The 18365-nt window shown below is 41.1% G+C and carries 25 protein-coding genes; 24 read left to right on the top strand and 1 reads right to left on the bottom strand.

Features of this window, described 5'->3' with window-relative positions:
- Positions 1–3: 3 nt before the first annotated feature.
- From cpu_RS04840 to cpu_RS04770, 17 genes are all read left to right on the top strand, one after another.
- Positions 4–1239, top strand: a complete 1236-nt coding sequence (locus cpu_RS04840; RefSeq protein WP_075858917.1) for a peptidase U32 family protein — start codon at positions 4–6, stop codon at positions 1237–1239.
- Positions 1211–1423, top strand: a complete 213-nt coding sequence (locus cpu_RS04835) for a DUF4911 domain-containing protein (protein WP_075858916.1) — start codon at positions 1211–1213, stop codon at positions 1421–1423. The genes cpu_RS04840 and cpu_RS04835 overlap by 29 nt, the downstream gene beginning before the upstream one ends.
- 141 nt (positions 1424–1564) lie before the next feature.
- Positions 1565–2335, top strand: coding sequence for a helix-turn-helix domain-containing protein (locus cpu_RS04830; RefSeq protein WP_075858915.1), 771 nt, complete (start codon positions 1565–1567; stop codon positions 2333–2335).
- A gap of 80 nt (positions 2336–2415) precedes the next feature.
- Positions 2416–2622, top strand: coding sequence for an FmdB family zinc ribbon protein (locus cpu_RS04825; protein WP_075858914.1), 207 nt, complete (start codon positions 2416–2418; stop codon positions 2620–2622).
- 34 nt (positions 2623–2656) lie between these two features.
- Positions 2657–3391, top strand: a complete 735-nt coding sequence (locus tag cpu_RS04820; RefSeq protein ID WP_075858913.1) for a class I SAM-dependent methyltransferase — start codon at positions 2657–2659, stop codon at positions 3389–3391.
- Between the two features lie 15 nt (positions 3392–3406).
- On the top strand, positions 3407–3730 hold the full coding sequence (gene trxA / locus cpu_RS04815) for a thioredoxin (protein WP_075858912.1): 324 nt from the start codon (positions 3407–3409) through the stop codon (positions 3728–3730).
- 32 nt (positions 3731–3762) lie between these two features.
- Positions 3763–3954 carry a 4Fe-4S binding protein gene (locus tag cpu_RS04810; RefSeq protein ID WP_075858911.1) on the top strand — a complete coding sequence of 64 codons (192 nt, stop codon included), beginning with the start codon at positions 3763–3765 and terminating at the stop codon, positions 3952–3954.
- Positions 3955–3963: 9 nt separating this feature from the next.
- Positions 3964–4578, top strand: coding sequence for a methyltransferase domain-containing protein (locus cpu_RS04805; protein WP_075858910.1), 615 nt, complete (start codon positions 3964–3966; stop codon positions 4576–4578).
- A 138-nt stretch (positions 4579–4716) separates the two neighbouring features.
- Positions 4717–6075, top strand: a complete 1359-nt coding sequence (locus tag cpu_RS04800; protein WP_075858909.1) for a radical SAM/SPASM domain-containing protein — start codon at positions 4717–4719, stop codon at positions 6073–6075.
- 1 nt (position 6076) lies between these two features.
- A complete protein-coding gene (locus cpu_RS04795) occupies positions 6077–6769 on the top strand; it encodes a DUF5714 domain-containing protein (protein ID WP_075858908.1) in 693 nt (230 codons plus the stop codon).
- A gap of 50 nt (positions 6770–6819) precedes the next feature.
- Positions 6820–6963, top strand: coding sequence for a hypothetical protein (locus cpu_RS13755; protein WP_200800638.1), 144 nt, complete (start codon positions 6820–6822; stop codon positions 6961–6963).
- A gap of 25 nt (positions 6964–6988) precedes the next feature.
- Positions 6989–8269 (top strand): thioredoxin-disulfide reductase, encoded by a 1281-nt coding sequence (trxB, locus tag cpu_RS04790; protein ID WP_075858907.1) that lies wholly within the window; start codon positions 6989–6991, stop codon positions 8267–8269.
- Between the two features lie 132 nt (positions 8270–8401).
- Entirely contained in the window at positions 8402–8689 is a 288-nt protein-coding gene (locus cpu_RS04785; RefSeq protein WP_264175347.1) for a CC/Se motif family (seleno)protein, read from the top strand.
- Positions 8690–8712: 23 nt separating this feature from the next.
- Positions 8713–9177, top strand: a complete 465-nt coding sequence (locus tag cpu_RS04780) for a cytochrome c-type biogenesis protein (RefSeq protein ID WP_075858905.1) — start codon at positions 8713–8715, stop codon at positions 9175–9177.
- A gap of 31 nt (positions 9178–9208) precedes the next feature.
- Positions 9209–9943, top strand: coding sequence for a prolipoprotein diacylglyceryl transferase (gene lgt, locus cpu_RS04775; protein WP_268761774.1), 735 nt, complete (start codon positions 9209–9211; stop codon positions 9941–9943).
- A complete protein-coding gene (locus cpu_RS14380) occupies positions 9924–10232 on the top strand; it encodes a mercuric transport selenoprotein (protein ID WP_501161793.1) in 309 nt (102 codons plus the stop codon). The genes lgt and cpu_RS14380 overlap by 20 nt, the downstream gene beginning before the upstream one ends.
- Before the next feature lie 17 nt (positions 10233–10249).
- Entirely contained in the window at positions 10250–10627 is a 378-nt protein-coding gene (locus cpu_RS04770; RefSeq protein ID WP_075858903.1) for a rhodanese-like domain-containing protein, read from the top strand.
- A gap of 20 nt (positions 10628–10647) precedes the next feature.
- Here cpu_RS04770 and cpu_RS04765 read toward each other — a convergent pair whose 3' ends face one another.
- Complete coding sequence (locus cpu_RS04765) at positions 10648–10887, bottom strand: glutaredoxin family protein (protein WP_075858902.1); 240 nt, start codon at positions 10885–10887, stop codon at positions 10648–10650.
- 148 nt (positions 10888–11035) lie between these two features.
- On the opposite strand from cpu_RS04765, the gene cpu_RS04760 reads away from it, so the two are divergent.
- The 7 genes from cpu_RS04760 to cpu_RS04730 all read left to right on the top strand — a co-directional run bounded on the left by cpu_RS04760 (position 11036) and on the right by cpu_RS04730 (position 18223).
- Positions 11036–11461 carry a ferritin-like domain-containing protein gene (locus cpu_RS04760; protein ID WP_075858901.1) on the top strand — a complete coding sequence of 142 codons (426 nt, stop codon included), beginning with the start codon at positions 11036–11038 and terminating at the stop codon, positions 11459–11461.
- Between the two features lie 284 nt (positions 11462–11745).
- On the top strand, positions 11746–12747 hold the full coding sequence (locus tag cpu_RS04755) for a phosphatase PAP2 family protein (protein ID WP_075858900.1): 1002 nt from the start codon (positions 11746–11748) through the stop codon (positions 12745–12747).
- Positions 12748–12846: 99 nt separating this feature from the next.
- Positions 12847–13785, top strand: coding sequence for a methylmalonyl Co-A mutase-associated GTPase MeaB (meaB, locus tag cpu_RS04750; protein ID WP_075858899.1), 939 nt, complete (start codon positions 12847–12849; stop codon positions 13783–13785).
- A complete protein-coding gene (locus tag cpu_RS04745) occupies positions 13785–14366 on the top strand; it encodes a cob(I)yrinic acid a,c-diamide adenosyltransferase (RefSeq protein ID WP_075858898.1) in 582 nt (193 codons plus the stop codon). Before meaB ends, cpu_RS04745 begins: the two co-directional genes overlap by 1 nt.
- Before the next feature lie 115 nt (positions 14367–14481).
- Positions 14482–16116, top strand: a complete 1635-nt coding sequence (locus cpu_RS04740) for an AMP-binding protein (protein WP_075858897.1) — start codon at positions 14482–14484, stop codon at positions 16114–16116.
- Positions 16117–16146: 30 nt separating this feature from the next.
- Positions 16147–17799 carry an acyl-CoA mutase large subunit family protein gene (locus cpu_RS04735; RefSeq protein WP_075858896.1) on the top strand — a complete coding sequence of 551 codons (1653 nt, stop codon included), beginning with the start codon at positions 16147–16149 and terminating at the stop codon, positions 17797–17799.
- 16 nt (positions 17800–17815) lie between these two features.
- A complete protein-coding gene (locus cpu_RS04730; RefSeq protein ID WP_075858895.1) occupies positions 17816–18223 on the top strand; it encodes a cobalamin B12-binding domain-containing protein in 408 nt (135 codons plus the stop codon).
- Positions 18224–18365 lie beyond the last annotated feature (142 nt).

The raw sequence follows: 18365 nt of genomic DNA, 5'->3' as shown, positions 1-18365 counted from the left end.
AATGTGAACTACGAAATTTTAGCCCCCGCAGGAAATTTAGAAAAGCTTATTTTTGCCTTTGTTTATGGTGCCGATGCGGTTTATCTGGCAGGACCTAAATATGGCCTTCGGGCTCGAGCTGGAAATTTTACCTGGGAGGAATTAAAAAAGGCCCGGGAAATAGCCCGGGGATTTAAGCGCAAAATTTACATTGCCATTAATATTTTTGCCCATAATGACGATATTAAAGAACTTCCTTCCTATTTGGAATTTTTAAGCCAGATAGAACCGGACGGGGTGATTGTGGCTGACCCGGGGGTTTTTCGCTTGGTAAAAAACTACCTTCCGGGTGTACCGATCCACATTAGTACCCAGGCCAATACTACGAACCTTGAAGCAGTAAAATTCTGGGAAGAATTGGGGGCAAAAAGAATTGTTTTAGCCCGGGAGCTCACCTTAGAGGAAATTGCGGAAATTCGTAAAAATACGGAAATTGAACTGGAAATGTTCGTCCATGGAGCCATGTGCATTTCCTATTCCGGAAGATGCCTTTTAAGTAATTATCTTACCGGACGGGATGCTAACTTAGGGGATTGTGCACAAGTATGTCGCTGGCCTTTTCATCTTTATGAAGAAAAAGCACCGGGCCAGTTTTTCCCCATTGAAGAAGATGAGCGGGGAAGCTATATTTTTAACTCCTATGACCTTTCATTAATTGAAGAATTGCCCGAATTGGTAGGAATTGGGATAAACAGTTTTAAAATAGAAGGGCGGATGAAATCAGTTCATTATGTAGCAACTACAGCCCGAATTTATAAAGAAGCTTTAACTTTAGCTTTAGACGGTAAAACCCTTAACCCGGAAAAAAGGAAGGAGCTTTTAAAAATTAGCCATCGGCCCTATAATAAAGGATTTTTATATGGGAAACCCAAGCAAGGTAGAGTGGACAAAGAATACTATACTTTAGAATATGAGTTTGTTGGAATTATCCGGGGCTTTGAAGCAGGCTTATGTCATGTGGAACAGAGGGGAAAAATAGAAGCGGGAGATCCTTTAGAAATTTTTACTCCCGAGGGACAGGTAATTAAAGGGGTAGCGGAAAAACTTTACGATGAGGAGTTAAAAGAAATTACTTCTACTCCTCATCCCCAAATGCATTATTATTTAGAAGGATTTCCCCCGGTGCCGGAATATAGTTTAATTCGCAGACTACCCAGGGGGGGTGTGAAGAATGAACAAACAGGAAACAGTACTGGTTGAGGTAAATCCCAGGGAAATTGTTTTTTTAGATTTTCTTTTAGAAGGTTTTAACGGCCTGGGGATAGGTCATACGGTAGACCCGAAAAAAGCAAGAGTTGCAATTTACACTACCGAAACGATGCGGGAGGAGCTTATTGCAACCTTAAAAAATTTGCCGTTAGAGATAAAGATAATTGATTGGTAAACATTCCCCTACTGGCACAAAATAACGCTGGTAGGGGTTTTACGTAAATAGCGAAAATTTCGCTAAAAATTGTTGACGTTTTTAGTATAAGTAATATATGATAATAGTATAATCAAAAAATGAAAAAAAGAGGTGTAGGGGATGACTGTAAAGGGTAATAAAATTCGCGAACTTAGGGAGGAACGGGGGCTTACGCTTAATGATCTTTCGAAAAAAGCTGGTCTTTCCATATCTTATTTAAGTGAAATTGAAAGAGGTTCCAAAAAGCCTTCCCTTAAAACCATTGATAAAATTGCCAAGGCTCTAAATGTCAATAAAGCGCAAATTTTAGATACTGACCAATTAGAAACCAGTCTTACTTTAGGGGAAAAAATCCGGTTAGTGCGGGAAGAAAGGAAGCTTACTATCGGCGAACTTGCCCAGCGGGCAGGGATTTCCGTTTCCTATTTGAGTGAAATTGAGCGGGATACGGTTAACCCTTCTATCGCCACTTTGCGGAGGATTGCCGAGGAGTTAGGGGTATCGGTTGCCGATTTAATGGGGAAAGAGCATTCCCTTGGTTATAAATTAAAGAAACTGCGGGAAGACATGGGACTAACCCAAGCAGAATTAGCGAACCAGGCTGGTGTTTCTCCGGGATTAATTGGCCAAATTGAGCAAGGAAAAGTTCAACCGTCTTTGAAAACTATTGAAAAATTAGCGGAAGTTTTAGGAACTACTCCCTGTTACTTTATTTTAGAGCAAACATCGCCGGAACAAATGCTAAACTTAATGAGTCCGGAATTAAGGGAACTTTTACTTACGCCTAATGTGCAGTCTCTTATAAGCAGTATTTGTACCTTAAATGAAAAAGAGCTGCAATTTATCTTAAATTTCATCCAGCTCTTTAAAAAATCAGGGATTTTGGAGTAACATAAAATTTACACAAATAATATTGACAGCGAAAGAAACATCATACTATAATCGTAAAAGAGTAAGGGAGGAGGTTAGAAATGCCACGGTACGATTTCCGCTGTGAAGCTTGTGGCGAAAAATTTACTGCCTGGGCTTCTATTAACGAGCGGGACAAAGTGGTATGTCCTAAATGTGAAAGTAACCGTGTAAAACAGCTTTTAACTGGTTTTGGCATTTTAGGGGGAAGCCAATCTAGTAGTGGTTCTATCTCCATTGGAAGTTCCGGTTGTACATCCTTTGGTTGAGGAATTTAACCTTTAGCCTGGGAGGCTAAAACTTATGGATCAGTTAGCAAAATTAAAAGAATTAGAAAAGCGGTATCGGGACCTTTTAGCCCGGTGGCCGGCCCATTCGGTCAAACCGGAAATGGTAATTGAAAAAGAAGAATTGGAAGAGGAGATTGCTGAACTCAAAAAGGCGATTGGCGAAAAAGAGGCGGGACATGTTTTTAATCCCACGAACCGGCAGAAACTTAAAAGCGAAATGCGAAAAAAACTTTTACCACCGGACGAAACAGTGGCTAAATTCCCGATAACCCCTGGTGATATAATTTTAGATTACGGGGCGGGGATAGGCTATTTTGCTTTGCCGTTAGCTAAAAAGACCGGTAATGCTGGGATGGTTTATGCCGTTGACATTTCCCCGGAAAATCTTGTGGATTTAGAAGAAGACGCTGCTAAAGAGGGGCTTACCAATATAAAAACTGCGTTGGTTTCAGGAGATGGTACATTACCTTTGGATTTTCCCGAGTTTGATGTTATCTTTCTTGCTACAGTACTTCACGAACTTTCCGATAAAGAAGCGGTATTAAAAAAATTAATTCAAAAATTAAAGAAACAGGGAAAACTAATTATTATTGACTGGGAGAAAAAAGACATGGCCTATGGTCCGCCAATCCACCACCGGATTTCGGTGGAAGAGGGGCTATTTTACCTTGAAAAAGCAGGGTTAACACCTTCTGCAAAAATAAGCGTGAGTGAAGCTCACTGGGGAATAATAGGTATAAAAGATTAAAAGGAGGAGAAACAAATGGTTTTAAAATTTACCGATGCTAATTTTGAAGAGGAAGTCATAAATTCCCAAATGCCGGTTTTAGTTGATTTTTGGGCCGAATGGTGCGCCCCTTGCCGGATGGTGGCGCCTATTATTGAACGGCTTGCCATTGACTACCTGGGTAAAGTCAAAGTTGGTAAATTAAATGTTGATGAAAACCGGGAGACGGCTATTGCTTTGGGGATTATGAGTATTCCTACCATCATGCTCTTTAAAGATGGAAAAGTGCTTGACACTATTATTGGCTACCAGCCGGAAAATGTTTTTCGGGAAAAGTTAGAAAGAGCTTTAGCGAAGTAAGTATTCTAAAAAAGAGAAAAGGGAGATTTACAGTGTTTGCAAAAAAGCAAGCGGTAATAATTTATGAGCGGTGCCAAAATTGTGAAGTTTGCCTGCCCCAGCAGAATTGTCCAGCTTATGCTATTGTTAAAGAAGATGACGAATATTATGTGGGACCGTCCTGCCAGGGCTGCGGTTATTGCCGAAAATTCTGCCCCTATAACGCTATTGACCTTACCAATTAGGGGGTAATTATGCTTGAGAAAATAATTGCCCGGTATGAAAAAGAATCCGGAGAAGGGCTCTCCTGTGGCAATAACCTGGCGGTGGGAAGTTTAAAACCTGGCATGACAGTTTTAGACTTGGGGTGTGGTAACGGCCAGGAAACGATAAAAGCGGCAAAAATTGTAGCTCCAGGCCTTGTGGTAGGTCTTGATATTACTGAAAAACTTTTAGAAAAGGGATTAAGGCAGGCAAAAGAACAGGGCGTTAATAATGTTTTGTTTGTAAGAGGAGAAATTGAGCACCTGCCTTTTATTGCCGAAAGTTTTGATGTGATACTTTCCAACTGCGCCCTAAATCACGCCCGGGATAAACTTAAAGTTTATCAAGAAATTTACCGGGTTTTAAAAGCCGATGGCTATTTTGTGGTATCTGACCCGGTAAGCCTGGTAGAACTTCCACCGGAGATAAAAAAGGATGAGGAACTCTGGGCTCAATGTTTTGCTGGAGCTGAAGAAGAATCTAAATATTTACGTTATATTGAGGAAGCAGGATTTAAATTAGAAATCTTAAAACGGCGGGAATATCAAAAAAATGGCTATCCTTTTGCCAGTTTAACTATTAAAGGCACCAAGAAAAGGAGGTGAAATGATGAAAGCAATTACCAGAAAACAAACCGCCAAATGTGATTACAATCTTGGTTGCGCTCAGTGCTGCTCCAAGACTTCCAAGGTGGTAGCGGGCTGCCACGACTAATAATCTTACCCCGGAAAAGAGGAGAAAAAATGTATTACAGTAAATATAATTTAGTTTTACCTTTTGAGGATAGATACTTACTTTTAAATCCTCTTTCCGGAGCGGTGGACTTGCTGGAAGAAAAAGATCTTAACGACTTAGAGGAGCTAAGAAAAGGCTCCTCTAAAAATTTTGACCGGCAATTTACCGCCTATCTAGAGGAAAGAGGCTATATATACCAAAACCGGGAACTTGAGGAGAAAAAGCTTTTAGAAACCTATCAGGAATTTTTAGAAATAAGTAAGACATCACCGACCCAGATCTTTTTTGCGCCAACGTATAACTGTAACTTAGCCTGCAGCTACTGCTTTCAGCAGGGGATAAAAGATAAAAAAGACTTACCAACGAAAGAAGTTTTAGACGCCTTTTTTAGTTATGTAAACCAAAACTTTAAAAACGAGCCCGAAAAACCGTTTTTAACCCTCTTTGGTGGAGAGCCATTAATTGATTCGGAGTACCAAAAGGAAGTAATAGCTTACTTTCTTTATCAAGCTAAAATTAACGGTTATGAAGTTTCAATAGTTACAAACGGTTATGCTCTTAAGGAATATATGCCAATTTTAACTAAAGGTGTTATACGGGAGGTTCAAATTACCGTTGACGGGCCACCGGAAATTCATGACCAACGGCGGATTACCAAAGGTGGCGGTAAAACTTTTGCCCGGATTTTTGAAGGAATGCTTCTTTTAAAAGAGGCGGGTATACCGATAAACTTGCGGGCAGTGGTGGATAAAAGTAACCTCATTACTTTAGTGGATTTAGCAAAAATTTTAGAGGACAAGGGCTTTTTGGATTTGCCAAAAAGTAAATTTAAAACCCAAATTGGGCGAAATTATGAGCTTTTCGAGTGTCAGGATGAGAGTCAAAGCCTCTTTGACCGCCTGTCCCTATGGGCGGAGTACGCGAAACTTTCCAAAGAATATCCAATACTCCAAAAATTTCACCTCCCGGAATTTAAAGGCGTAAAGTATTTGGTGGATAATGGGGAAATGCCATTTCCTACTTACGATAACTGCCCGGCCTTGAAAAAAGAGTGGGCCTTTGACTACCAGGGTAAGATTTACGGTTGCACAGCCAATGTTGGCCGGGATGAATTTATGGTAGGTACCTTTTATCCCGAAGTAAAACTATGGGAAGAGAAAATTAAGCCCTGGCAACAAAGGTCAATCTTAACCATTCCCAAGTGTCGCGATTGCGAAGTAGCTCTCCTGTGCGGGGGTGGATGCGGAACGGTTGCCTATAACCGGGAAAAAACGGTGTTTGCTCCCGACTGTCGCCCCCTTCGCGAACTTTGGGAAATTGGGGTTAATTATTATAACGAAGAAATAAAGGCATTAGGAGAGGAATAAAATGGCGTATGCCGAAGGTTGCCTGGTATGTGGTGCAGAACTTAGCTATGAAAAAGAACCAACCTTAAAAAAATGTCTTATTTGCGGTAAGGAAGAATTAAGCCAGGCCCAGTGCAGTCAAGGACACTTTGTTTGCAGTGACTGCCACCGGGGAGAGCATTTAAAAACTATTACCAACTATTGCCAAAATACTTTTGAGAAAAACCCTGTAGACATTTTTGAGTTTATTGCCCAGGTACCGGGCTTTCCCATGCACGGACCGGAGCATCATGCTTTAACCGCTGCAAGCTTGGTGGCAGCTTATCAAAATTTAACCGGCCCAAAAAACCCAAAGGCTATTAGGGATGCAGTAACCAGGGCCAAGCAATTAATTGGTGGTAGTTGTGGGCTTTGGGGGGCCTGTAGTGCAGCCCTGGGCATAGGAATTGCTTTTTCGGTAATCTTCGGCACAACCCCCCTTTCCCGGGAAAGTTGGGGAGAAGTTAATAAAGCGACCGGAAAAATCCTGCAAAAAATTGGAGCTTTGGGAGGGCCGCGGTGCTGTAAAAGGACAGCATATATAAGTCTTATTAACGGTGCCAAAATTTTAGAAGAAATTACTGGGGTAAAATTTCCTTCCATGAAACCAAAATGTATGTTTAGTAAAAGAAATAAAGAATGTTTAAAAGAAAAATGCCCCTTTTATCCGGGATAAACTTTTAATTTCCGGAAAAACTACGAAAAAATATCACAGGGGGCATGAAAATGACCGAGGTAGTTTTAACACCAGCAGAAAAAGAAGTTCTTTTAAAAGCAATTGACTATTGTCTTAAAGCTTGTAAAGCCGGGGGAGTAGAAAGCGGTTGCCCTGATTGCGAAACCCTGGAAAAAATAAAGCAAAAATTATAAAAAGACCCAAAGGGGGAGAGGTACAATGAGCGAAAAAGTTATCTATTTAAATCAAGAACAGTTTGAGGAAGTAGTAGTAAAAAGTAATATACCGGTAGTTGTGGATTTTTATTCGGAAGATTGTCCACCTTGTGAAGCGTTAGCACCAGCTTATGAAAAACTTGCCGGGCAGTATGGGGACAAGTTTAAGTTTGTGAAAATCTTTCGCCAGCAAAACCGCCCCTTGGCCGAGAAACTGGGGGTCAAAGGAAGCCCCACGGTTCTATTTTATGTCAACGGTCGAGAAGTGGGCGAACGGCTTACCGGATATATTTCAAAGCGCCAGCTGCGGGAAGCCATGGAAAAAGCTTTTAACCAAAAATTGCTGCCGGAAGTTCCGGAAACGGTTAAATATGACGTAATTGTTTTAGGCGGGGGCCCTGCTGGCTTAAGTGCTGCCTTATATACTTCCCGGGCTAAGCTTAGAACTATTGTGGTAGATGAAAGCGTACCCGGAGGGCAGGCAGCAACTACTTTCCATATCGCTAACTATCCTGGAACGCCCGGAACGGTTAGAGGTAAAGAATTAACCCAAAATATGTTAATGCAGGCGGTTTCTTTTGGTGCTCAAATTGACGATTTAAAAGAGGTTTTAAAAGTAGAATTGGAAGGGGAAGTTAAGAGAGTTATCACCGAAGATAAAATCTACGAAGCACCAGCCATTATCTTAGCTACCGGAGCAGAGCCCAGAAAACTTCCTGCCGAAGGGGAAGACGTCTTTAGAGGACGGGGGGTACACTACTGCGCAACTTGCGATGGTGCAATGTACCAGGGGATGAAAGTAGTAGTGGTTGGTGGCGGCAACTCGGCGGTAGAAGAAGCGGTATTTTTAACCCGGTTTGCTACGGAAGTTACGATAATTCACCAGTTTGACCACTTCCAGGCTTCTAAAGTGGCTCAGGAAGAAGCCTTTGCCAATTCCAAGATCAAAGTTATCTGGGATTCGGAAGTACGGAAAGTTGAAGGAGATAAGCACGTTACGGGTGTTGTGATTGAAAATTTAAAAACTAAAGAGCTTTCTAAAGTACCTACTGATGGTGTTTTTGTCTACATTGGAACCCAGCCCAAAACCAGCTTATTTGCCGGGCAAGTACAGATGAACGATTGGGGTTACATTATTACCGATGAGGAAATGCGTACCAACTTGCCCGGAGTCTTTGCGGCAGGAGACTTACGACAGAAAACAGTGCGCCAAGCGGTAACTGCGGCTGCGGACGGGGTTATTGCTGCGGTAAATGTGGAAAGATACCTTGCAAGCAAAAAGTAAATTTAGTATTATTGAAAAGGGGCACCCCGCGGGTGCCCTTAATTAATAAAGATAGATTTTAGCCATAAGAAAGAAATATACCCCCCAAAAAAAATTTGTGTGGTATAAAGATTATGAAAGGGAGATGAGAAAATGAACATTATCTTTACCGAAGAAGCTAAAAAATATTTAGAAGGTAAAGGGGATACCATTAGGGTAGAGTTTATGGCGTATGGTGGTGGCTGATGCCCGGTGCAACAACTACCCACCGTGTTTGTGGGTAAACCCCAGGATGAAAGATTTTTTAATCTTTATGATGTAGAAGGAATTAAGGTTTATGTGCCGAAAAATACAATAGCGGTAAAAGATGAGGTCAAAATCTACTTAGAGGGTAAATGGATGTTTCAGCGCCTGGAGGTAGATGGCCTGGATCTTGCTTAAAGCCTTTTTAGGGGGGTAATATTTTGCCGGCAAAAAAATTGTTTATTCTTATTACTTTAATTATGCTATTGGTGGCTGGGCTATCTCCAACTTTTGGAGAAGTGGACAAAGATGTTTTAAACAATGTCATCCATACTTTTTGGGCACCGGATTTTTGCGGTATGAACCTTGCTGACTGTCCTGCTTCCTCGGCGGAAGAGATGCGCAATCAAATTAAACAAATGCTAGAGCAAGGTAAAACAAAACAAGAAATAATTAAATTTTATACCGATATATATGGCACTAAAATTTTAGCAGAACCGCCTAAAAGTGGTTTTTTTGCGACTGTCTGGATAATACCGGCGGTTGCAGTTATTGCTGGAGGGATTTTGGCATTAACAGTAGTGAAAAACCGCCGGAAAATTGAAAATATAGAAGAAGAGAAAAATATTAAAGTGGATGAAAAAATTGCCACGGAAGTGGAAAAGGAGTTGAAGAAGTATTTATAATTGGTTTATTTTTGGTGTCTCTCCTATTGCTTTGAAAATCGGCTCATTGGAAATTCGCTGGTACGGGGTTTTAATGGCGGTAAGTGTTTTAATTGGCACTTATCTTGCTTTAAAAGAAGCCCGGCGGAAAAATGTGCAGGAGGACCATGTTTACAATCTCGTTCTACTCGGGGCTCCTCTAGGTTGGATTGGAGCTAGGATCTGGTATGTCCTTTGGAACTGGGACTATTACCGCCAGTATCCAGCTGAAATTCCTGCTATTTGGCATGGGGGACTTGCTTTTCATGGCGGAATTTTAACTGCCCTTTTAGTAGGTGTTGTTTATACCCGGATTAAGAAACTTTCCTTTTGGCAACTGGCGGATCTTTTTGCGCCAAGCATAATTTTGGGTCAGTCTATAGGTCGCTGGGGAAATTATTTTAATCAGGAAGCTTACGGCTATCCTACCAATCTTCCTTGGGCGATGTATATTGCTGGTGCTTGGCGTCATCCCACCTTTTTATACGAATCACTCTGGGATTTTGGGGTCTTTCTCTACCTTTGGCTGAACCGGAAAAAACAAAAATATTCTGGGGAAATCTTTTTAAAATACCTTCTCTGGTATTCGGTGGGACGTTTTATAATCGAAGGTTTTCGGATGGATAGTTTTTGGGTTGGACCCTTTAGGCTAGAACAGCTTTTAAGCGTTCTCTTAATTATTTTTAGCCTGTGGTTTATGAGGGTTTTGGGGAAGAGGAGTGAAGTGGGTGAAAGAAAAAATAAGTAGTATTATTTCCGTAATTACTGCCCTGTTAGGATGTATTACTTGAATAGGCCCGGTAATTTTAGCCTCCTTAGGCCTGGGAGGAGCATCTTTTTCTTTTTTTGCCTCCCTAGCTCCTTATAGGAGCTTTTTTTTAGGGATAACTTTTGTATTTTTAGGTTATGCCTTTTATGAGACTTACTTCAAAGGAAAAAATTCTAAGTTAAACAAAATCGTTCTTTGGACTGCCACAACTTTAGTGGCGGTTGTGCTAACTTATACTTATCGCTATACCTTACTAAATTTATTTTAAGGGGAGGGGTAAAAAGTTTGCCGAAAAAAATCATCGGCTTAGTTGTTTTACTGCTTGCTGTGGTTGCTTTCACTGGTTGTCTTAAGACTGGCTATCAGGATTTAGAACCAGCTGAGGCAAAAAAGTTAATTGATGAAAATCCCATGCTTTTTATAATGGATGTACGAGAGCCCGTAGAATATGCAGAAGTAAGAATTCCGGGCTCCCATAATATTCCCATGGGGGAAGTGGAACAACAGCTTTCCTCAATTGATAAAGAACAGGAAATTTTGGTGGTTTGTGCTACCGGAAGCCGTTCGGCAAGTGTCGCTCAAATGCTGGTAAGTAAAGGCTATAAACATGTCTATAATTTAAAAGGAGGCATTGCCAACTGGCCCTATGAATTGGAGAAATAACACACGGTTTATACCATGTGCTATTTTTTTTGCATAACTTTACGGATTTTTTCTTCGTCAAAACCAATTATTACCTCCTGATCATTTATGATTAATGTAGGTACGGTTGTATATCCTGTGGTTTTAAACATTTTTTCAAAAGCATCAAGGTCGGTGGTGATATCGTATTCGATATAAGGAAAGCCGTTTTCATTTAAAAACTTACGTACCATCCGACAGTAAGGGCAAGTAGGAGTACTGAAAAACTCAATTTTTGCCATGATTATTCCTCCTTCATTCATAGTATAACTTTAACCTGGATAAAATAATACCATAAAAAAATTTTACCAAAAGGTCTTGACAAAAAAAATAAATTTTTTAAAATAATAAGTGTAAATAATAATTATTATTAATAATGGAGGGATTGAAATGGAATTAAATCTCATCAACGAAAACCAAATTGGTGTAGCCAAGGAAACCGAAGCTCTTAGTGCGGTGGAAGGAGAATTTAAAGGCGAGACCTATGAAGTAGGGGTTTATCTTGCCATGGCCCGGCAGGCAGAAAGGGAAGGACTTCCGGAAGTAGCCCGGGTTTTAGAGAAAATTGCTTTAGAAGAAGCCTGGCATGCTGCCCGTTTTGCCGAACTTGCCGGTAAAATTTCTACCAGCACCAAAGAAAATATTGAAAAAATGCTAAAAGGGGAAATGGAAGCTAATAAAGGCAAGAAAGAGGCTGCTAAAAAAGCAAAGGAATTAGGATTAGACGAAGTGCATGATGCCTTAGATGAATCGTCCCGGGATGAAGCAAGACATGCTCGGGCTCTAAAAGGATTATTGGACAGGTATTTTAAGTAAAAAAATAAATATTAATAAAAGTCCGGTTACAATCCGGACTTTTATTTTTTTTGTTTCATAAAAAGACAATAAGAAGGAAAAAATCCTTTAACTGTCGAAAGATAATGAACTAAATATTAGAAAATGTATAAATTTTTAAACTAATTTAATTTAAATTTAAGAAGAATTGAAGTTGCAGGTTAATACTTCGAAATTGTTTTAGACTTTTTATTTTCTTGACACTTTCTTTAAGGTTTAATATAAACTTAATAGGGAAATAAATTGATTATAAGTGGGGGACTGCGGTGTTTGGAAGTTTTTACTGGAAAATCATCTTGAGCTTTTTAGCATTTTTTCTCTTAACGGTCATTTTATCCGGGGGAATCAAAGGATATTTTAAAAGCCTTCTGGTAGCAATAAAAAGGTTATTGACTACCCGGGAGTACTTTTTCTACTTCCTCGGGATCCTTATTCTTTTATTTTTTGATATACTTGAATTAAAAGGAGAAAGTAGTTTTCCCTCTTCTTATCTTTATTCGTACTTTATTGCTAAAATAGAAGCTCCTTTTATTATGAAATTACAAAGCTTTCACCCTGCCTGGTTAGTGTTTTTGTTTAGCTATGTATATGTTTTTCTTTTTCCGGTATTGTTTGTGGCTGTCCTTTATTATGGCCTAATATACGATAAAAAAAACTTAATTGCCGGGCTTTTTTACATCTATCTCATCAACTATTTAGTAGCAATGCCTTTTTACGTAAACCTGCCAGTATATGAATCTTGGTCGGTTTACCCGGGTATTAAACTTTTGTTAGAGAAGTATTATCCTCAATTCAATGCCCAGTACCGGGTGTTTTCGGGAATCAATAACAATTTTCCCAGCCTTCATACTGCCCTTTCGGTAAGCTTTTTCTATTTAGCTTATAAGCTTCAGGAAAAAAGGTTGATGGGCGTATTAGGAATTTCATCGGTATTAATAATAATTTCTACGGTTTATCTTGGCATTCACTGGATAATTGATATTATTGCGGGAATATTTTTAGGAATTGGGGTAGTTTATTTTTACACCTATCAACTGGAAGAGCGGAAAGTTTTATACAATTTTTATAAAAAATTAGCCTTTGGCTTTTTAGCGGTGGTATTTTTCCTTGGGGGACTGGTGAATGGTGGAGCCCATGCGGAAAAATATTATGCCTACTTAAAACGGCAAGTAAGTTATTATGAATTCCACGAAAAAGCAACTAATAAATTAAAAAATTTGTATAAGTTTTTTAAAACTGAGCTTGAGGAATTTTCCGGCAAGTTTTAAGGCGCCGGAATTTTTTTTGAGGCAGGATTTTAGGAAAAAATAGCGAAAGCATATAATATTTTAAGAAAAATCAAAAAATTAAATTAATGGGGTGAGGAGATGGAATTATTGGAGCGGTTTTGGCAAGGGGAAAAGAGAGCCCTTGCCCGGATTATATCGTTGGTTGAAAACGGCGGCGAGGGTAAAGAGGAAGTTTTAACAAAGCTCTATCCCCATACCGGTAAAGCGCAAATAATCGGGATTACCGGAGCACCGGGAGCAGGGAAAAGCTCTTTGACCGATTGTTTAATTGAACTTAGTCGCAAGGAAAATAAGACTGTTGCTGTAGTAGCGGTTGATCCTTCAAGTCCTTTTACTGGAGGAGCTCTTTTAGGGGATAGAATTAGGATGCAAAATCACGCGGTGGATGACGGAGTATATATAAGGAGCATGGGGAGCCGGGGGAGTCTGGGAGGTATTTCGGCGGCAACTAAAGATGTGGTTAAGGTATTAGATGCTTTTGGTTTTGATTATATAATTATTGAAACGGTGGGTGTGGGCCAGGGGGAATTAGATGTAATGCATGTGGCCGATACCGTACTGGTGGTTTTAACTCCAACCGCTGGTGACAGCATTCAAACTATTAAAGCTGGGATTATGGAGATTGCTGATATTTTTGTGGTGAATAAAGCAGATTTGCCGGGAGCCGGAAAAATGGTGATGGATATAAATACAATGCTTGATTTAAAAGGTGAACAGCTTATTTGGCGACCGCCGGTGATAAAAACATCTACCAATACAGGAGAAGGTTTATCAGAATTACTGGGATTTATAAAAAAACACTTTGAGTTTTTAATAAATAGTCAGCTTTTAGAAAAAAAGCGTCAAGACCGGCGGGAGCGCGAGATAATAGAAATTTCTTTAAACATAGTTTCCCAAAAACTTCAGCTTTTACTGGATAAACCAGAGATTCAATCGTTAATTGCGGAGGTAAATCGTAAACTAAAGCCTCCCCAGACAGCAGCGGTAGAGCTTTTAAATCGCTTGGGGGTGAAGTAATGCTGCATCTTTATTACGGTCCGGGAAAAGGAAAAAGCACTGCGGCTTTGGGCCAAATGTTAAGGGCCTATGGCCATGGTTTTAAGGTAGGTTACTTTGGTTTTATGAAGGGAGAAGGGTTTTACGGGGAATTTGAAACGTTAAAGCTTTTAGATATTGAAAAATATTGTTTGGGAAAAAGCTGTCCGTATGCCGGTTTAATAAAGGCAGGCGTGAAGTCCTGCCCGGTTTATATTGGCTGTAATCTTTGCCATGTAAACCTCCAAAATCCGGAAGAGGAAGAGAAAAAACTTTTTTTAGAAGGATTTTTTTTGGCAAAGGATAAAATTAACACTTCCCAGTACCAGTTAGTAATATTAGATGAGCTGGCTTTAGCAGCAAAGATTAATTTAATTGAGGAAGAAATTTTAACGTCCTTTCTTAAAGAGATAAAAGGTAAAAAAAATTTGGAAATAATTATAACCGGGCGGGAAGCGCCCCTATATCTAAGAGATTATGCCGAGTACGTTACCTATTTTGCCCAAGAAAAACATCCTTATGATGACCATGGAATTACATCGAGAAGGGGAGTGGAGTTTTAGCGGCCAAAATAACCGTTTACCCCTCAAAAATTGCAGTTCACGGTAAGTTTATTGGAAGCGACAGTTTTTTGGATTATAACTTAAGTAGTAAAACTTTTTTTGAGGGGGAGTTTTTATGCCAAACATGGTAGATTATGAAAAAACTTACCGGGAATTTCGGCACCAGGTGCCCGAGTATTTTAACTTTGCCCGGGATACGTTTGATATCTGGGCCAAAGACCCAAACAAGCTTGCTATGCTTTGGGTGGACGATTACGGTAATGAACGGCGTTTTACTTTTAAACAATTTTCAGAATTATCAAAACAGACTGCCAATTTCTTTAATTCTCTTGGCGTAAAGCAGGGGGACAGAGTTTTAGTTATTTTACCTCGCCTTCCGGAATGGTGGGTAATCTTTTTAGCAGCAATTCGGGCGGGAATAATTTTTATCCCTGGTACTACCCAGCTTACCGCTAAAGACATTAAATATCGGGTAGAAACCGCGGAAACCGCCGTAATTATTACCGATGAAGACAACGCCCCGAAAGTAGAGGAAATTAAAGCGGAGGTGCCAGCCTTAAAACAGCTGGTGGTGGTAGGCAAGAGGGAAGGCTGGCTTTCCTTCAATGAAGAAATTGCTAAATTTAGTCCGGAGTATGAAACTGTCTCGACTAAAAGCGATGATCCTGCGATATTATTTTTCACTTCCGGGACTACTGGCTATCCCAAAATGACTATCCACACTCATGCCAGTTACCCTATCGGCCATTACATCACTGGAAAATATTGGCTTGATTTAACTCCTGATGACCTCCACTGGAATATGTCCGATACTGGCTGGGCAAAAGCGGCCTGGTCAAGCTTTTTTGGGCCCTGGAATTGCGGGGCAGCAATTTTTGTCCATCATTCAGTGGGCAAATTTGATGCCAAAAAGACTTTAGAACTTTTAGCTAAATACCCCATTACCACTTTTTGCGGACCGCCCACCGCTTACCGGGTATTTGTTTTAGAAGACTTAAAACAGTATAATTTTCCTCATTTACGCCATTGCGTAGCTGCAGGGGAACCTTTAAACCCTGAGGTAATAAAAGTATGGAAAGAAGTTACCGGTCTTACCATTCGAGATGGCTACGGCCAAACGGAAACTTGCGTCTTGGTAGCGAACTTCCCCTGCTTTGAAGTAAAACCCGGATCAATGGGTAAACCTGCTCCAGGTTATTACATTTCAATTATTGACGATGAAGGTAATGAGCTACCTCCGGGAAAAGAAGGAAACATTGCCATTAAAATTAAACCGGAGCGGCCGGTAGGGTTATTTAAAGAATACTGGAAAAATCCGGACAAGACCGCGGAGGTATTCCGGGGTGAGTGGTACTTAACCGGGGACCGGGCTATTAAAGATGAAGAAGGCTACTTCTGGTTTGTTGGCCGGGCCGATGACGTTATCTTAGCTGCCGGCTACCGCATCGGGCCCTTTGAAGTGGAAAGTGCCCTGGTCGAACATCCGGCGGTAGCCGAAGCGGCGGTAGTAGCAAGCCCTGATGAAATTCGCGGTGAAATTGTCAAAGCTTTCGTGGTTTTAGCGCCGGGCTATACCGGTTCCGAGGAACTGGTAAAAGAGCTGCAAGAACACGTTAAAAAAGTTACGGCTCCCTACAAATATCCCCGGGAGATTGAATTTATCGATGCTCTACCCAAAACCGTATCGGGAAAAATTCGCCGGGTTGAACTGAGGGAAAGAGAGTGGGCAAAAAAACTCGGTAAAAAATAATCCGTTTTAAAGGCAAAGGGAGGGAGATTGATGAGCGATTTAAAAAAGGCCTATGAAGAGTGGTACAAGAAATATCAGGAAAGGTGCCCCGATTGCGATGAAGATTTTGTAACCATTTCCGGTGAGCCTATAAAAAGCCTTTATACACCGCTGGACATGGAAGGTCTCGATTATCTCGAAAAATTGGGATTCCCGGGCGAATATCCTTTTACCCGGGGAATCCACTACAACATGTACCGGGGAAAGGTTTGGACTTTCCGCCAGTTCTCCGGTTTTGCTACGGCAAAAGAAACCAATGAACGGTATAAACTTCTTTTGGCTAAAGGGCAAACGGGTTTGTCTGTTGCTTTTGACATGCCGACCATTATGGGTTATGACTCGGACCACCCCCGGGCCGAAGGTGAAGTAGGACGCTGTGGAGTTGCTATAGACTCGCTTGCTGACATGGAAGAGCTGTTTGACGGCATACCTCTTGATAAAGTCAGCACCTCGATGACCATCAATGGACCGGCTGCGGTCTTATGGGCCATGTATATTGCCTGTGCGGAAAAGCAGGGAGTGCCTTCGGAAAAGCTTTCCGGCACCATTCAAAATGACATCTTAAAAGAGTATATTGCCCAGAAATCCTGGATTTTCCCGCCGGAGCCCTCGATGCGAATTATTACCGATATTTTTGCCTTTGGTGCCAAGTACGTGCCCAGGTGGAATACAGTGAGTATTTCCGGTTATCACATCCGGGAAGCGGGTGCAACCGCAGTCCAGGAATTAGCTTTCACTTTAGCCGACGGCTTTGCCTATGTGGAAGCGGGAATTAAAGCCGGGCTGGATGTGGATGAATTTGCCCCAAGGCTTTCTTTCTTCTTCAACTCTCACATGGATTTCTTTGAAGAAATCGCCAAGTTTCGGGCGGCCCGGCGCATTTGGGCCCGGCGGATGAAAGAAAAATATGGGGCGAAAAATCCCCGTTCCTGGCTTTTAAGATTTCACACCCAAACAGCGGGATGTAGCTTAACTGCCCAGCAGCCGGAAAACAATATCGTGCGTACTGCTTTTGAGGCTTTAGCTGCAGTTTTAGGTGGTACCCAGTCTTTGCACACCAACTCCATGGATGAGGTTTTAGCCCTTCCTACAGAAAAAGCAGTGACCATTGCGCTTAGAACCCAGCAAATTATTGCCCATGAAACCGGCGTTATTAATACCATTGACCCGCTGGGAGGTTCCTATTTTGTGGAAGCGTTAACCGATAAGATGGAAGAAGAAGCGGAAAAATACTTCCAGAAAATCGAGGAATTGGGCGGGGTTATTGAAGCCATTAATAAAGGTTTCTTCCAGCAGGAAATTGCCGATGCTTCCTACCGCTATCAGCAGGCGGTGGAGCGGAAAAAACGGATTATTGTGGGTGTCAATGAATATGTGGAAGAAGAAGAAAAGATTGACATTCCAATATTAAAAATTGACCCCGAGGTGGAGGAACGGCAAAAACGGAAGGTAAAATCCTTAAGGGCGACCCGGGATAATGAAAAAGTGGAAATAGCCTTAAGGGAGTTAAAAGAAGCAGCGCGGGGTACTGAAAATTTAATGCCCTATATTTTAAATGCGGTACGGGTTTATGCTACCGAAGGAGAGATAATTCAAAGTTTAAAAGAAGTGTTTGGTGAATATAAAGAAAAACCTGTTTTTTAAGGGAGGAGGGGAGAAGATGACACGGAAAATAAGAGTACTGGTAGCTAAACCCGGACTGGACGGTCACGATCGCGGTGCCAAGGTGGTGGCCAGGGCGCTTCGGGATGCGGGCATGGAGGTCATTTACACCGGATTGCACCAGACCCCCGAGCAAATCGTGCAGGCAGCCATTCAGGAAGATGTGGATGTGGTGGGTATCAGCATTTTATCTGGTGCCCATATGACCGTTTTTCCCAAAGTAAAAAAGCTTTTAGAGGAAAGGGGAGCGGGAGATATCATCGTTATGGGAGGTGGAATAATACCTGACGATGATAAAAAGGAGCTTATTAAGAAAGGTTATGCTGCCGAGCTTTTTACCCCAGGAACACCGTTAGAGGAGATTATCGAATGGGTCCAGAAAAATGTAAAACCGAAAGAGTATTAAAGGATTTTTGACACCCGCTATTTTAAAAATAAAAAAGCCCCGGTTTTGGCTGAACTGGTCAAGACTTAGTAGACACAAAAAATACTAGATGAACCCCTGTTCAATTCTATATTGGACGGGGGTTTTGTAATTAAGGGCAAAT

This window comes from Carboxydothermus pertinax, from assembly GCF_001950255.1.
GTDB lineage: Bacteria > Bacillota > Z-2901 > Carboxydothermales > Carboxydothermaceae > Carboxydothermus > Carboxydothermus pertinax.
Note: the sequence above shows the minus strand (reverse complement) of the source record. Positions and strands in the feature narration are given on the sequence as shown.